The sequence below is a fragment of the Gaetbulibacter jejuensis genome, from assembly GCF_039524015.1.
Classification (GTDB): domain Bacteria; phylum Bacteroidota; class Bacteroidia; order Flavobacteriales; family Flavobacteriaceae; genus Gaetbulibacter_B; species Gaetbulibacter_B jejuensis.
Map to the genome: position 1 here is coordinate 87,408 of NZ_BAAAGF010000003.1, position 15,502 is coordinate 102,909.

A 15,502-nucleotide genomic window follows, 5' to 3' on the forward strand; every position below is an offset into this window, starting at 1 on the left:
CCTTTAATGGTTTTAGACGTCCTTTTATCGTAAAATTATTACGTTCATAAGATTTTTATGTTTAAAGCGTATTAGTGCGTTAATTTTGAAAGGATTAAAAGTATGATGTCCCATGAAAAATGTATTTACACTTTTGTTTTTAGCGTTATTTGCAAGTACTGCTTTTGCACAAAGTACACTATTAACCGCAAGTATTGCAGATGAAATTCCAACCAACTATAAAAAGCGTAGTCCTGTTTACGATTACACCGAAGTTAACTTAAACAATGTTGACACAATTCCAGGGTTTGACGCTACAACCAACAAACTTAAACTTACAGGAACCATTTATTTAAGTGATGGTGTTACACCTGCAAAAGATGTTGTGTTGTATATTGAACATGCTGATGAAGCAGGAGAGTATGACATTAAAAAAGAACATGGTAAAAAGTATATTGAACATAGAGGTTGGGTAAAAACTGATGCAAACGGAACATATACTTTATACACTTTTATGCCTGGAGAAGCCATTATTCCTATAACACAACCTGAAAGACGAAGCCCAAAGCAAATCTTTCCTATTGTTAAAGTTCCAGGAGAAAAAGCCTATAACTTATCTGCGTTCATGTTTGACAATGACCCATTAATCACGAAAACCTGTCGTAAACGCTTAAAACGTAAAGGTATTGATTGCTTATTGACTACCACTCAAGAAGGCGATATGCTAGTTGCTACAAAAGATATTATATTAAAAGCAGATGCTGCTGCTTATTAGCAAATTGTTCTTTTTCAAAACTTAGTATTCTTATAGTAAAGACAAGTTGTTTGACTGATATTTTGTATTTTTAGTATTCACTAATAATCCATTGTATTATGAACACAACAGAAGTTAAGGCTTATGGTTCTGAATCTCCTGAAGCTGATTTAAAACCTTTAAAAATAGATAGAAGAGAAATAACACCAACAGATGTTGAAATCGACATTTTGTATTGTGGTGTTTGTCATTCTGATCTACACTTTGCTAAAAATGATTGGGGAATGACACAGTACCCAGTAGTACCAGGTCATGAAATAGTTGGAAAAGTTACCAAAATAGGACAGAATGTTGACAATTATAAAATAGGCGATTTGGTGGCTGTAGGTTGCTTGGTAGATTCTTGCAGAACCTGTAATAATTGCAAAAACGACTTAGAACAATACTGTCCTGAATGGGTTGGCACCTATGGAGGTTTTGATAAACACTTACAAACCAATACGCATGGAGGCTATTCAGAAACTATAGTTGTTGATAAAGACTTTGTACTCAAAGTCCCAGAGAATTTAGATTTAGCAGGCATTGCTCCTGTATTGTGTGCAGGTATTACCACATGGTCACCTTTAAGACATTGGAATGTTGGTAAAGACAGTAAAGTAGCTGTTGTAGGGCTTGGTGGTTTAGGCCATATGGCTATTAAACTAGCACATGCTTTAGGTGCACATGTTACATTATTTTCAAGGTCTACTAATAAAATAGAAGATGCTAAAAGCCTAGGAGCAGACCAGGTTGTTATTTCCACAGATGACGCTCAAATGCAAAGCGTTGCAGGCGCGTTTGATGTTATTATTGATACAGTTCCTTATGTACATGATTTAAACCCGTATATAGGCACACTAAACACCAATGGCACGTTAGTAGTGGTTGGTTATTTAGGACCATTAGACCCAATGTTGGTAACCGTTCCAATGATTATGGGACGTAAATCGGTTGCTGGATCTTTAATTGGTGGAATTGCAGAAACCCAAGAGTTACTGGATTTTTGTGGTAAGCACAATATTACTTCAGATGTTGAAGTGATAAATATCCAAGAGATAAATACTGCTTATGAGCGTATGTTAAAAAGCGATGTGAAGTATCGCTTTGTAATTGATATGAAGTCAATTAAAAATTAATTTCAAAAAAAGCTCTTGACTAAAATTAAGAGCTTTTTTTCATGATTGCTCATAAATCTTCATCTATAAAATACCCCAAAACGTATAGTCAATTCTCTTAACTGTCTATTACACTTTATTAAGATAGCTGTTTGTTTCACTTTTGATGTGTAAATTAAAAATACACGTTAAATGAAACGACTTCAAATACTATTAATGCTCTTTTTAGTTCACGTAGGGTTTTCGCAAACTAATGACCTTACAACTAAAAAAACATGGACACTACAAGACTGCATTAATTATGCTGTAGAGAACAATATTTCAATTAAAGATGCTACTTTAAACAAATCTCAAGCAGATGTTAATTATCTTGAAGCTAAATCTTCAAGATTACCAAACCTAACAGGTTCAGCATCTCAAAGTTTCACAAACGGTAACTCTATAGACCCAATCACTAGTGATTATGTAAGTGATCAAATTCACAGCACAAATGTTAGTTTAAACAGTAGCGTAACCTTATTTCAAGGTAATCAAATTAATAATCAAATAAGTCAAAATGCTTTATTGATAAGCCAAAGTCATTTTTTAGAAGAAGAAGCCAAAAATAACATCATACTAAGTGTTTTAGAAAACTATCTTCAAATTTTACACGCTAAAGAGGGAATAACCATTGCGGAAAATAATTTAAAGTCTACTGAGCAAGAAGTGAAACGAGCTAAAGCTAGATTAGATGCAGGAACTATAGCACTAAGTGATTATACGGAAGCTCAAAGTCAAGCCTCAACCAATAAGTATGCATTAATAAATGCTAAAAACACCTATCAACAATACGTTATTGCTTTAAAACAATTACTTGAGCTAAACCCTACTCAAGATATTGAAATAGAACCACTAGACAATGACACAGAATACTCTTCCATATTGTTAGACAAACATGTTATATACAATAAAGCTCTAGGTATTTTGCCAGAAGTAAATGCTAGTAATATTGCTATTGAAGCTAGCGAAAAAGATTTAGACATTGCAAAAGGCGGTTATCTTCCAACACTGTCTTTAACTTCTAGTCTTGGCACAGGATATACTAGTATAGATAGTAACACCTTTTCAGACCAGTTTAATGTGAATTTTAATCAACGAATTGTTTTATCGTTAAGCATTCCTATTTTCAATAGAAACAAAACCAAAGCTGCAGTAAAAACAGCTAAAATCAATATTGAAAAAGCAGAAATAGCAAAGCAAAGTACAGAAAAGGAAATTTACCTTAAAGTAGAAACTGCCTATCAAAATGCGTTATCTGCTCAAGAGCAATTAGTAGCAGCAGAATCTTCTATGGAAGCTGCTAAACAATCTTATGAATTGGCACAAAAAAAATACGAATTAGGCGGATTGAGCACTACCGATTTGGTGATTAGTCAAAACACCTACACGAGTGCGCAACAAGACTATTTACAAGCAAAATATTTAAACATATTATATCACCAATTACTAGAATTTTATCAAGGAAACGCTATCACACTTTAATTATAGAAGAAATGAAAAGAAATAAAAAAATACTCATAGCAGGTATCTCAGTAGCCATAATTGCACTGATACTTTACAATGTTTTTAAACCAAGCGAAACTGTTTTGGTAGAAGCTAAAACTATCGAAGCTACTACTGGCAATGTAACCACATTAGTAACTGCAACAGGTACTATTGAGCCAATAACACAAGTCGATGTTGGTACACAAGTTTCTGGTGTGGTAGAAAAAATATATGTAGACTATAACAGTGAGGTTAAAGAAGGTCAATTAATTGCAGAGCTAGACAAAACTAATCTTAAAGCAAAAGTTATACAAGCTCAAGCTAATTATGACAACGCTTTGAGTCAAAAAAATTATACCGAGTCTATATTCAACAGACAGAAAACACTCTATTACAATAAAGTAATCAGCAAAGCAGATTATGACGACGCGCTGTATAGCTTTCAAACAGCAAAAGGTACTGTAACACAACGATATTCTGAGCTTCAAACAGCAAAAACAGATTTAGGCTATGCTAATATCTATTCACCTATTGATGGTGTGGTGTTATCTAGAGATATAGACGAAGGGCAAACCGTTGCAGCAAGTTATAGTACACCAACACTGTTTACCATTGCACAAGATTTAAAGGAAATGCAAGTAGAAGCTGATGTGGATGAAGCCGATATAGGCAATGTAAAAGAAGGACAGCGCGTAACCTTTACAGTAGATGCATACATTGGTGAAACCTTTGAAGGCGAAGTAACACAAGTTCGTCTTAATCCTACCACAACATCCAATGTGGTAACATATACTGTAGTAATAAAAGCTCACAATTCAGATTTAAAATTAAAACCAGGATTAACAGCTACTATTTCTATATATACTTTAGAGTTAAAAGAGGTGTTAACAACTGAAGCTAAAGCAGTAAACTTCAAACCTGATCCAGCAATAATGGCTCAATATTTAGAGCAAAATAACTTAACAATGCCAGAGCGTTCTCAAAATGGTGGTCCAGAAAACAACAAAGAACAACCAAATGAAGAAACCACAATGCTTTGGGTATTAAATAGTGATAAATCCATAACACCAAAATCTGTAAAATTAGGCGCAAGTGATGGTGTTAATGTACAGATATTAGAAGGTGTTTCTAAAGGTGAACAATTAGTATATAGCTTAAAAGGCGGAAACGTAGCAACATCAGGAGCACCACAAGGTTCTAATGAGAGTCCGTTTATGCCAAAACCACCAGGAGCAAAAAAATAAAAATATCATGGCTAAAGAAACGATTAAAATAGAAAACTTAAAGCGTCAATTTACCATGGGCTCAGAAACGGTTCATGCGTTAAAAGGCATTTCATTCACCATTGAGGAAGGCGAATTTGTTACCATAATGGGTTCTAGTGGCTCTGGTAAAAGTACCATGTTAAATATTCTAGGTTGTTTAGATCAACCCTCTTCTGGTAATTATGAAATTGATGGAGTAAAGGTGAAAGATTTATCTAAAAACGAATTGGCAACCATTAGAAACAAAAAGATAGGATTCATCTTTCAATCGTATAATTTATTAGCACGAACAAGTGCTATAGAAAATGTTGAATTACCCTTATTATATAATAGCAAAGTAACTTCTGAAGAGCGAAGGAAACGAGCAATTAACGCCTTAGAGATGGTTGGTTTGGGCGACAGATTGTTTCATACTCCTTCGCAACTTTCAGGAGGACAACAACAACGTGTTGCTATTGCAAGGTCTTTGGTTAACAATCCTGTCATGATATTAGCAGATGAAGCCACAGGAAACTTAGACACCAGAACATCGTACGAAATTATGACCTTGTTTCAAGAGCTCAATAAAAAAGGGATTACCATCACCTTTGTAACACATGAACCTGATATTGCCACCTTTAGTAGTAGGACCATTGTTTTAAAAGATGGCGAAATAATGCAAGATTATAAAAATCATAAGGTACAATCTGCTGCAGATCAACTCGCAAAATTACCTTTAGAAAATCATTTGTCATGAGACTATTAAATCTACTAAAAATAGCCTATAAAGCTATTATTCTAAATAAAATGAGAACCTTGCTTACTATGTTAGGCATTATCATTGGTGTGGCTTCAGTAATTGCTATGTTAGCCATTGGTGAAGGTTCTAAAGAGAGCATTCGCTCTACTATTTCTAGTATGGGTTCTAACATGATAACCATAAGACCTGGTGCAGATGATAGAGGTCCTGCAAGAGGGAGTGGAGGTAATGTGCAAACCCTTACTTTAGAAGATTACAACGTTATTAAAGAAAAGGTTGACTTGCTATCAAACAGTACACCAGTTGTAAACAGTAGTGGACAAGTAATTAACGGTTCTAACAACTGGCCGAGTAGCATTTATGGTGTGTATCCAGAATACTTAGACATTAAAGTGGTCGGTTTACAAAGCGGAAGTATGTTTACTGACGCCGAAGTAAACACAGCATCGAAAGTAGCACTTATTGGGCAAACTGTTGTAGATAATGTATTTCCTAATGGTGAAGAACCTGTTGGACAAATGATTCGTTTTAACAACATTCCGTTTAAAGTGATTGGCGTTTTGGAAGAAAAAGGTGAAAACACCTTTGGACAAGATCAAGACGATATTGTAATAGCACCATTTACAACCGTTCAAAAACGTATTCTGGCTATCGATTATTTAAATCAAATTATGGCATCTGCAGTTAGTGAAGATGATGCACCAGAAGCTGTAGAAATCATTACCGAAATTTTAAGAGAACAGCACAAATTACAAGACTTTGAAGATGATGACTTTACAGTACGTTCTATGGAAGAATTAATTTCAACCTTTAGTTCTACCAGTGAAATGCTAACCGTTTTATTGGTTGCTGTAGCAGGAATTTCACTATTAATTGGTGGTATTGGTATTATGAATATTATGTACGTGTCTGTAAAAGAACGTACCAAAGAAATAGGCTTGCGTATGGCTGTTGGCGGAAAAGGTTCAGACATTTTAATGCAGTTTTTAATAGAAGCCATTTTAATAAGTATCACAGGTGGTGTTTTAGGTGTAGCTTTAGGTTTAGGAGCCACAGTTTTTATTGAAAATTTCTTAAACTGGCCAACAAGTGTTGCGCTATATTCAATAATAATTTCCTTTGCAGTTTGTGCAATAACTGGTATCTTTTTTGGATGGTATCCAGCAAGAAAAGCTTCGGCTTTAGACCCAATAACAGCATTGCGCTACGAGTAATAAACTATAAAACTTCAAAATAGAATGAAAACAAAATGTCTTTCCTAAACAAGCTATATATTTTTATGATTAGGACTGATTTTTAATAATAAATAATTGAGTTAGTTAAAGAGAGTCATCCAATTCCATTGGGTTGACTCTTTTTTTGTTTTACCTTTTTTGCGCTAACACAAAACACTCAATCTCTAAAATATATTTTTTAGTAGATAAAATTAGCCTAAACGTAGATTTGTATTTCTCGTTATTATTTTCTGCAGTTAATTTATTTCATAATCAAACACAGAAAAATATGAATTATTTAGCACAGAGAATGAAAACAAACACGTACAGCAAAGTTTTAGTTCTATGTTCCATACTCTTAACTATTATGGGATGTAGCGATGATGACACAAACGAAATCTCTAATGATGATAGCACAGGTGAGATTGAAGGTATTGACACTAACTCCTACATTATGGTTGTTGACACTAATTTTAACAGTGTTTTTTTAATTAATCATGATGGTGACGAGCTATTTGAATGGGATTTTACAGGAGAACAATTAGGTAATGATGCAGAACTGCAGGATGATGGAAGCTTAATTGTAGAGTTAAAAACAAACAACTCTAACATTTCGTTTGGTGGTTATGGCGGAAAGTTTAGAAAAATAAATGCAGACCAGAGTACAGATTGGGAAGTGTCATATTCTGGATCTAGCTATAGAGCACATCATGATTTTGATTATCTATCTAACGGAAACATTATTTTTCTTGTATGGGAAGAAGTTACAGCAACCGAAGCTGAGCAAATGGGGTTTTCAGCTAATAATGCTATTTATCCAGAAGCAATCGTAGAGCTAAATCCAGAAACCAATGAGGTGGTTTGGGAATGGCATGCTAAAGAGCATTTAATTCAAGATTACGATAGTACTAAAGACAATTATGGCGTAGTTGCTAATAATCCAAACAAAATAAACATCAATTACAATAGTAGTCAATCTGATGGTGATATAATGCATGCAAATGGTATCACTGTAGATGAAACTAACGATTTAATATATGTTACAGTGAATTATTATAATGAAGTTTGGGTAATAGATCATAGCACAACAACTACCGAAGCTGCTTCAGATACTGGTGGAAACTATGGTTTAGGTGGCGATTTGGTATATCGTTTTGGCAATCCAGACACTTATGACAACACTGGGACGATAACATTAAATCGTGTACACTACCCAAACCTATTAGATACGGGAAATATGCTAGTATATTCCAATAATATTTACAATGGTCAATCTGCCGTAATCGAATACGAACTTAATCCACCTTATCAATTAGTGGCAGGACAAGACAATGAACCAACTGTGACATGGGAATTTACTGACACTGATCTTTATAGCCTAACAACAAGTAGTGCCGGAAGAATGAGTAATGGAAACACCTTAATAGGAGAAGGTACAGCAGGAACAATTTGGGAAGTCAATGAAAGTGGAGAAGTGTTATGGAAAAATAGTAACTATAATTCTATTTGGAGAACCTATCCTATAGATATAGACTCACCTGCAACCACAGCATTAGGATTATAAATATAGATTCTTTAGAATATATACGTATTAAAACATCAATAATATGTATATTTTACAATGGAATCTGCTTCCTTAGCAGATTCCATTGTAAAATAAGAAACTAGCTCATAAAAAATATAGAAATAATGAAAAAAAACACCAATTTAGGCTTACTAATCCTTAGAGTAACAGTCGCTGGTTTAATGCTATTTCACGGTATCGCAAAATTAGGCCATTTAGATGGTATAAAAGGGATGTTAAGCACCAATGGTTTGCCAGAGCTTATGGCTTATGGCGCTTACATTACAGAAATAATTGCACCATTAATTATACTAGTTGGCTATAGAACAAGACTAGCGTCTTTAGTATTTTTTGTTGGAATGTTATTTATTATTTTTCTTGCTCATACTAATGATATTTTTTCGATTTCAGACAAAGGAGCGCTTCAAAACGAATTAATTTATTTCTACACGTTTGGTTCGGTAGCATTATTTTTTACTGGAGCTGGAAAATATGCAATATCTTCGAAAAATAATTGGGACTAATACCCATCTTTATTTATGGATAAAAACAAAAAAATAACACTATTTGCTCATGTACTAGTTTGGCTGGTATTATTTAGCATGCCTTATATTCTTTCATATGGGCAAGAGCAAGACATTAGTAGAATAATTGCGCATTTTTGGATTCCAATATTCTTTTATGCCATCATTTTTTATACTAATTTTTTTATTTTAATTGATAAGTATTTGTTCAAAAAGGAAACTCTTCTTTTTATACTTATTAATGTTTTAATAATTGCTGTTTGTATTACGGCTAAAGAACAGATAGAAAGCACTATTTTTTCAGATTTAGGTCGTCCAAAAAACAATGATGGTAAAGGTCCACCTTTAAAAATGATGATTTATGTGCAAATGTTTTCTTATTTAGCACCTTTATTATTCTCAATAGCGGTAAAAACGACCAAGCGTTGGGTAAAAACCGAAGCTGAGCGTAAGGAAGCTGCTAATTTTAAATTACAATCCGAGTTACAACATTTACACTATCAGTTACAACCACATTTCTTTTTTAATTCATTAAACAACATCTATGCGTTGGTAGATATTTCGCCAGAGCAGGCAAAAACTTCTATTCATAGTTTAAGTAAGCTAATGAGATATATGTTGTACGAAACTAAAGAGGAAAAAGTGGCACTAAACAAGGAAATAGAATTTATGACCAAGTATATAGAGTTAATGAAGCTACGTGTTTCGGAAAAAACTCTTGTAAATTTTAGTTTTCCAAAAAATGGAAGTCATATTAAAATAGCTCCTTTACTGTTTATTTCATTAATAGAGAATGCGTTTAAGCATGGAGTATCTGCCAATCAAGACAGTAAAATTGAAATTTTAATGACTCTAGAAGGTGATAAGGTTATATTCAAAACAAAAAACAATAATTTCCCCAAAAACACTCAAGACAAAAGTGGTTCTGGCATTGGATTACAAAATCTAGAAAAACGTTTACAACTTTTATACGCAGGTAAATATAAATTTAACACTAGGGTAGAAAACAACCTTTTTATCGTAAATTTAGAATTAGAAACCATTTAAAATATGAGTAGCTTAAAAATATCTTGTATCGCTGTAGATGATGAGCCTATGGCTTTAAATTTAGTTGAAAGCTATATTGAAAAAACACCATTCTTAGAACTCAAAACCAAATGCAGTAGCGCTATTGAGGCAATGCAATACATTAATGAACACCCTGTAGACCTACTGTTTTTGGATATACAAATGCCTGATTTAACCGGAATAGAGTTCTCAAAAATGCTCCCAAAAAATACACGAGTAATTTTCACAACTGCTTTTGATCATTATGCTTTAGACGGTTTTAAAGTAGATGCTATAGATTACTTGTTAAAACCCTTTGATTATGCCGAATTTTTAACCGCAGCTAACAAAGCGTTAAAATGGTTTGAATTGTTAAATGGAAAAACCAAACAGTCTGAAATTGTCTCTAAGGAAAAAGAATTTTTATTTGTAAAATCAGAATACAAACAACTACGTATTAAACTTGCGGATGTATTGTATTTTGAAGGCTTAAAAGACTACATTAAAATTTGGTTAAAAGACGAACCTAAGCCAATTCTAACCTTAATGAGTTTAAAATCTTTAGAACAAGAATTACCAGAAACTCAATTTATGCGTGTACATCGTTCATTTATTGTGTCTTTAAGTAATATAGATGTTATTGAGCGTAGTCAAATTATTATCAACAAGCAACGCATTACTGTATCTGAACAATACAAGACTAAATTCTTAGAGTTTATAAATAACAACTCATTAAACTTATAACCATATTAGTTGTTAAGTCTATAAAATTACCTCATTTGTAGATACAACTAACCATTACTTCTATTTCATTCGTTTTAAACCTGTGTTCAAACTAAATTTACTCTATAATCGTAAATACCTATTTACTACGAGAGCAACGTTTAATTAAAAACTAATGTATTATGAAATCACTGTTTAAAAAAAGCATGTTACCTCTAGTACTGGTAATAGCAGTATCAACATCTTATAGTCAAACGCGAAGAAGTACAATTAATGAAAATAGCAGAACTTCAACTAGTACAAGAATTTCAAGTTCTAGAGTGACTTATAAAAAAGAAAAGACAAAAGTTGAATCGGTAAGAACTATACCTAATAGAACTGTTTTAAAGCATAATGGACAAAGCTATTATTATGATAACAACAAGTATTATACACTCTCAAGAGGTCGTTATATTGTAATTGCTCCAAAAGTAGGTTTTAAAATAAAAGTATTACCTACTAACCATAAACGTATCAGCCATAGAGGGTTTAATTATTATTATGCTAACGGTATATTTTATGTTCACTTAAACAATGAATATGAAGTGGTTGACCCAGAAGTAGGAACCATTGTAAGTGAATTACCTTCTGGTTATGAAAAGGTAGTAATTGACGGTCTTACATACTATGAATATGCAAATATTTTATACGAAAAGATACAAGTCAATGGTACAAGAGCTTATGAAGTTGTAGGTATTATAGATATAGCTTCTTAGAAGATTTTTTTATTAAGATTGGTTAGTTTTTTTAAAAAAAAGCCAGTTAGTTTATTAATTTCTAACTGGCTTTTTATGTATTCAAGTTTTTTATTACTTCTTAACAATCTTCATTGCAATGTTTAACTCTGGGATATTTAAAATATAAATACCTGATGCTAATGCCGACATATTTCCTAGGGTTGTTCTACCATTAGTTAATGTCATTTCTTTACTGTACACTGTAGTTCCTAATAGGTTTACTATTTGAACAGTAGATTGAACCGAAGTTGGTAAGCTAATTACTAAATTCAATTCGCTATTAAATGGAAGTGGAAATACTTTCACTTTACTTGTATTAGCGGTAAGGTCTTCAACGCTAAGTGTAGGTCCTTGGTTACCTGGTGAACCAATAGCAGGTTCTCCCATATCGTTACCAGCTGTAGCAACTGGAGCGTAAGGTGCTTCTCCAATAATACTAAAACCTCCTTTTTCAACATCATAAGACTGTCCAGGGTAAGCTGCCGTATCAGGATATGCTTCGGCATCAACAATAGTTCCTACAGTTAAAGGATTTCCAATCCATAGTGTTACCATATCACCACCACCAGAAAGACCAGCACCAGCGTATGTACCTATTTGCACATCAGTAAGATTATAAACTCCTCCCCAAATAGTGATAAAGTTAGCTGTATCAGCAGCATCGATAGCTACAACAGACTCTCCTGGTTGTATTGAAGTAATACCACTTATTAATACAGCAGAAGCAGGATCTTGTGAATCATCATCAAAATATAATCCTCCCAAAGTTGGTGTCCAAGCTACTGGTCCGTTATTAGTAATTTCAAACCAGTCTGCTGTAAGGTTGCTACCATCACCATTCCCTGGCCATATCTCAGTAATGTTTAAGATTGGACCAACAGGTTTATTGTATGCGTTAGGTGTGTTGATCGCTTCTCCTTCTACAGGAGTACCATCAGTAAAGCCTATAAGACCTTCACCATCAAAGTCATTTCTCATCCAATCAGCAGTAGTATCAGTATCTACACCATTAGGAATACGAGAGGCACCACCAACTTGAAAACCAACACCATCAAAGTTTGGGTCTAAATCTAAAGCATATACTAAGTCAGTTGCTCCACCATCTGAACTTGCAATACCATCTACAATTGTATCCCAATACTCAACATCAATAACACCATCGTCATTAGTATCAATATCGTCACCAATAACTCCTGTAAAGTTTTCAACTAATAATAAAGTTATTGTTCCGTTTTCAATAATATTTGCTTGTAAAGGTGTAGTCCAAAATCCGTTTTCGTCAGTAGTTCCCAAAGTAAACGTACCATCATCTATTAATCCTGTTGAACCGCTATCACCTTCGATTTCTACGACAGTATATGCTGAGTAATCAGTGAAAGGATCTCCATAGATTTCAATATATTCAGCAGTATCACCACCTGTGTGGTCAGCCACAAATTCATTGATAACAGGTGTATTAATCATTGGTTCAGTTACAGTTCCTAGTGTTACTGTATCACTTCTAAACTTTTTCCATTCAGCACGATGGTCTTTGTTTTCAGTTCCATCATTATAAATAACTGTAGCTCCTAAATCTACTAATAGCTTCACAGTAGCAGTATCACCATCAATACCCATAAAGGTTGAGCTTGGTAATGCTACTAAACCTTCAAAAGAACCACCAGTATTTAACGCTGACAAATCAGCACTTCTTAATTCTGGCGTGTCCATTGCATTACCAGTCCATGTGTATAATTTAAAGTCTGTTTGCACACTAAATGGTCCACCAATTAATATACATCCATCAGCATTACACTCCATGGTTCTTAAACTTCTTCCGTTTAAATCAATTAAAATAGGAGCTCCAAAAGTAGCAGAACCATCTGCCATTCCTGGTAAACTGGTAAAATTAGTAACAGGAATTACAATTGCTTTTCCTTCTGAAGTTGAACTACGCAATCCCAAATAAGCTGTTGTTGTACTATTTGGAGCTAAAGCTAATGCTTCAATTTCTAATATTGTACTCAAACCAAAAAAGTTAGCGCCTAAGCCATGAGAATTGCTGGCATCCCAAGCTAATAGGTCATTATGTAAACTCGTGTATTTATCGCCATAGGTAAGGATAGAAGTAGCTCCAGTTCCTGATAGAGTAGTAGTGAATATTAGAGATCTATCTTCTTCTGAAGTAGACCCAATCCAATAGATTGTGCTTCCTAGTTGAAACGACCCTTCCAAATCAGCTTCTTCAGTAATACCAAGTGCAGTATTAAAATCTATTTCTTGAACTGGTAATCCTGAGTGATTTCCGTTGTATAACCTTAAGGTTTGGTCTTCGTCATCACCAATCCAAATGTAATCAGTATCTATAGCAATACCTGTTGAACCATCAGACGCTCCTGTATGAAAACGACTTGTAGATGCTACTACAGAAGCTTCAGAAGCTGCATAACTAATGGTATAAGTTGCTGTATTCATATCAGTATCTTCAACAGTAACTGTAATAGTGGTAAACCCTAAAGCAATAGGAGTGATGGTAAGTTGGCGTTCGCCATTAGTTCCTGTTAATACTAAATTGGTATTAGGCACTATAGCTTCGTCGCTGCTAGTTGCTGTTACTACTAAATCGGCTAGTGGAGTTTCAGCATCAGCAATTATGAAAGGAATACCTATTGTACTAGCAGGATCGGTAGGGTCATTAATTACACCACTTACATAACCAGCATTTGTTTGCGGAAGGTTTAAATAGGATGTTAAACTAGCTGTATTTACTTCAATAGTAAGGCTTGAAGGTGCTAATGGACCCATATTACCAGGAGACCCAACAGCCGATTCATTCATATCGTTACCAGAGGTAGCCACAGGTTCATAAGGTAACTCACCAATAACACTAAAGTCGCCTTTAGTAACGTCATAAGACTGACCAGGATTAAATTCGGTATCAGGATAGGCTTCAACATCTACAATAGTACTTGCATCCACAGGAGCTCCAACACTCATAAATAGTGTTACAGCGTCTCCGCCACCACCAAGACCAGCACCAGAGTAGGTACCAATTTGAACATTTGTTAAGTTATAATACGCTCCCCAAACTGCGATAAACTCTGCAGTATCTGTATCGTCAATAGCTATCACAGCCTCACCAGGTTGAATACTAGCGATTCCGCTAATAAGCGCAGCATCTAAAGGATCTTCAGAAACATCATCAAAGTAAAGGTCTCCAGATGCAGGAGTCCATAGTCCAGGGCCTAAGTTGGTGATTTCAAACCAATCTGCAGTAAGGTTATCGCCTTCACCATTCCCAGGCCATATTTCGGTGATTTGTAAATTTGGTAGAGCAGGACCCATATTACCAGGAGACCCAACAGCCGATTCATACATATCATTACCTGCTGTAGCTACAGGTTCATAAGGTAGCTCACCAATAACACTAAAGTCGCCTTTAGTAACGTCATAAGACTGACCAGGATTAAATTCGGTATCAGGATAGGCTTTAACATCTACAATAGTACTTGCATCTACAGGAGCTCCAATGCTCATAAATAGTGTTACAGCGTCTCCGCCACCACCAAGACCAGCACCAGAGTAGGTACCAATTTGAACATTTGTTAAGTTGTAGTATGCTCCCCAAATTGCGATAAACTCTGCAGTATCTGTATCGTCAATAGCTATTACAGCTTCACCAGGTTGAATACTAGTGATTCCGCTAATAAGCGCAGCATCTAAAGGGTCTTCAGAAACATCATCAAAGTAGAGGTCACCCATAGCAGGTGTCCAAGCAACATCACCAACATTGGTGATTTCAAACCAATCGGCAGTAAGATTATCACCATCGCCATTTCCAGGCCATATTTCAGTAATCTGTAAGGAAACCTGCGAGAAACCAGCAAAATAAGTCAATAACAGGGCACTAAAAAGTGTAATTTTTTTGTACATAATGTTTGTTTTGGATTAAATGCTGAAATTACTCGTGACATATTATTACAATTGTAACTAAACATTATGTATTGGTTAACTACAGAGATTTTTGAGTTAAATAATTGTTGTGTAGTATATAATACACAATACTAATAGATTAAATGGCATTAGTAAACTGTAAAGCTTGTAGTTTGAAGTTTGTTAGCAGTATTGATTAAGTAAAGAATAGGTTAATACTATATAAAATTCTATTTTACATAATATAAATTATAAGACATTTAATTTATTTGAGTAAAGTAGTAATAGAACTTTGAATTTTGGTTTATAGCTACAGTAATTATTTAT

The 15,502-nt window shown here is 34.3% G+C and carries 12 protein-coding genes; 11 read left to right on the forward strand and 1 reads right to left on the reverse strand.

Annotated elements, in window-relative coordinates; translation table 11 throughout:
- Positions 1-112: 112 nt before the first annotated feature.
- The 11 genes from ABD011_RS10015 to ABD011_RS10065 all read left to right on the forward strand — a co-directional run bounded on the left by ABD011_RS10015 (position 113) and on the right by ABD011_RS10065 (position 11,242).
- Positions 113-754, forward strand: coding sequence for a hypothetical protein (locus ABD011_RS10015; RefSeq protein ID WP_343797937.1), 642 nt, complete (start codon positions 113-115; stop codon positions 752-754).
- A 98-nt stretch (positions 755-852) separates the two neighbouring features.
- The gene (locus ABD011_RS10020) at positions 853-1,908 is read left to right on the forward strand and encodes an NAD(P)-dependent alcohol dehydrogenase (protein WP_343797939.1); all 1,056 of its coding nucleotides are present in this window, start codon (positions 853-855) and stop codon (positions 1,906-1,908) included.
- 171 nt (positions 1,909-2,079) lie between these two features.
- Complete coding sequence (locus ABD011_RS10025) at positions 2,080-3,408, forward strand: TolC family protein (protein ID WP_343797941.1); 1,329 nt, start codon at positions 2,080-2,082, stop codon at positions 3,406-3,408.
- Positions 3,409-3,419: 11 nt separating this feature from the next.
- Positions 3,420-4,655, forward strand: a complete 1,236-nt coding sequence (locus ABD011_RS10030) for an efflux RND transporter periplasmic adaptor subunit (protein WP_343797943.1) — start codon at positions 3,420-3,422, stop codon at positions 4,653-4,655.
- A gap of 7 nt (positions 4,656-4,662) precedes the next feature.
- The gene (locus tag ABD011_RS10035; RefSeq protein WP_343797945.1) at positions 4,663-5,412 is read left to right on the forward strand and encodes an ABC transporter ATP-binding protein; all 750 of its coding nucleotides are present in this window, start codon (positions 4,663-4,665) and stop codon (positions 5,410-5,412) included.
- On the forward strand, positions 5,409-6,629 hold the full coding sequence (locus tag ABD011_RS10040) for an ABC transporter permease (protein WP_343797947.1): 1,221 nt from the start codon (positions 5,409-5,411) through the stop codon (positions 6,627-6,629). Before ABD011_RS10035 ends, ABD011_RS10040 begins: the two co-directional genes overlap by 4 nt.
- 310 nt (positions 6,630-6,939) lie before the next feature.
- Positions 6,940-8,193: an arylsulfotransferase family protein gene (locus ABD011_RS10045; protein WP_131507211.1), complete on the forward strand. Its 1,254-nt coding sequence runs from the start codon at positions 6,940-6,942 to the stop codon at positions 8,191-8,193.
- A 125-nt stretch (positions 8,194-8,318) separates the two neighbouring features.
- Entirely contained in the window at positions 8,319-8,717 is a 399-nt protein-coding gene (locus tag ABD011_RS10050; RefSeq protein WP_343797949.1) for a DoxX family protein, read from the forward strand.
- Between the two features lie 15 nt (positions 8,718-8,732).
- Positions 8,733-9,764, forward strand: a complete 1,032-nt coding sequence (locus tag ABD011_RS10055) for a sensor histidine kinase (protein ID WP_343797951.1) — start codon at positions 8,733-8,735, stop codon at positions 9,762-9,764.
- Between the two features lie 3 nt (positions 9,765-9,767).
- A complete protein-coding gene (locus tag ABD011_RS10060; RefSeq protein ID WP_343797953.1) occupies positions 9,768-10,508 on the forward strand; it encodes a LytR/AlgR family response regulator transcription factor in 741 nt (246 codons plus the stop codon).
- Positions 10,509-10,669: 161 nt separating this feature from the next.
- Positions 10,670-11,242: a DUF6515 family protein gene (locus tag ABD011_RS10065; RefSeq protein WP_131506671.1), complete on the forward strand. Its 573-nt coding sequence runs from the start codon at positions 10,670-10,672 to the stop codon at positions 11,240-11,242.
- 93 nt (positions 11,243-11,335) lie between these two features.
- On the opposite strand, the gene ABD011_RS10070 is transcribed toward ABD011_RS10065, so the two are convergent.
- Positions 11,336-15,175, reverse strand: coding sequence for a T9SS type A sorting domain-containing protein (locus tag ABD011_RS10070; RefSeq protein WP_343797956.1), 3,840 nt, complete (start codon positions 15,173-15,175; stop codon positions 11,336-11,338).
- Positions 15,176-15,502: the final 327 nt, after the last annotated feature.